The organism is Streptomyces sp. SM1, from assembly GCF_002910825.1.
Lineage (GTDB): Bacteria > Actinomycetota > Actinomycetes > Streptomycetales > Streptomycetaceae > Streptomyces > Streptomyces okerensis.
Window position 1 is genome coordinate 1 of the sequence record NZ_NEUB01000425.1, and the last position, 903, is coordinate 903.

Consider the following 903-nt stretch of genomic DNA (forward strand, 5'->3'; position numbering starts at 1 on the left):
GGCCGAGGCGGCGCTGCTCCTCGCCGAGGGGCGGCGCGAGGAGGCCCGCGCCGTGTTCGACGCGGGCTTCGAGGTCGCCGACCTGCGGGAGGGCGACGAGGTCATCGGACGGCTGTGGAACGCCCTCACCGACGGAACCGCCCATGGTCCCGAACCCCTCCCGGAGGGCTACGACTTCCGGATGCGGCCCACCCCCTGAGCGGGCGGTTCAGGCGCGGCGGTCCGCGTACTCGTAGACCGCCCCGTCCGGGTGCCGCGCGATGAGATTGCGGCCCACCGGCGTGGGAACCGGGCCCGCGATGATGTCCGCTCCCATCTCCGCGAGCACCTGGCGGGCCTCGTCGACGTCCTGCACGGCGATCGTCGCCGCGACCTTGCGCAGCACGTCCAGCTCCGCCGCGGGACCGCTCATCAGCAGGAAGCAGCCGACGGCGGCGACTTGGACGCCCGCCCGCTCGAAGCGGAGGGCCTTGCCGCCGGCCAGCCGCTCGTAGAAGGGGATGGCGGTCTCGATGTCGTCGACGCAGACGCGCAGTGTGGCACCCAGAATCTCCATGGGGACGAGCCTAGCTGGGGCCGCCGGGGCCCGGTGTCCGGCCCGGACGATCTCCACACCGGTCTTCACACCGCGTACGGGCGGGAGTTACGCGCACCCGGCCACGGGTACCCGCCGGCCATGCAACGTTTGGAGCACTTGGAGCATCTGGACAAGCACCTGGTCGACGAACTGGCCCAGGTGGCCCGCGAGACCGTACGTGAGGAACTGCGCGAACAGGCACGGGGGCAGCGCCGCAAGGCCGCCCTGTACGCCGGGTCCGGCGCGGCCGCGCTGTACGCGGGCGCGGCCGTCGCACCGTCGAGCAGGGCCGCGGCGAGTCCGCGACCGCGGTACGACGCGTCGAC

The 903-nt window shown here is 73.4% G+C and carries 2 protein-coding genes and 1 pseudogene; 2 read left to right on the plus strand and 1 reads right to left on the minus strand.

From position 1 onward, the window contains the following. Positions 1-199: hypothetical protein (locus B9S61_RS10590; protein ID WP_146064781.1), on the plus strand; the 199-nt coding region annotated here is incomplete at its 5' end. A gap of 9 nt (positions 200-208) precedes the next feature. Here B9S61_RS10590 and B9S61_RS10595 read toward each other — a convergent pair. After that, positions 209-556 (minus strand): VOC family protein, encoded by a 348-nt coding sequence (locus B9S61_RS10595; RefSeq protein ID WP_103542026.1) that lies wholly within the window; start codon positions 554-556, stop codon positions 209-211. A gap of 120 nt (positions 557-676) precedes the next feature. On the opposite strand from B9S61_RS10595, the pseudogene B9S61_RS10600 reads away from it, so the two are divergent. Next, positions 677-903: pseudogene (locus B9S61_RS10600) on the plus strand (hypothetical protein); the annotation flags it as partial.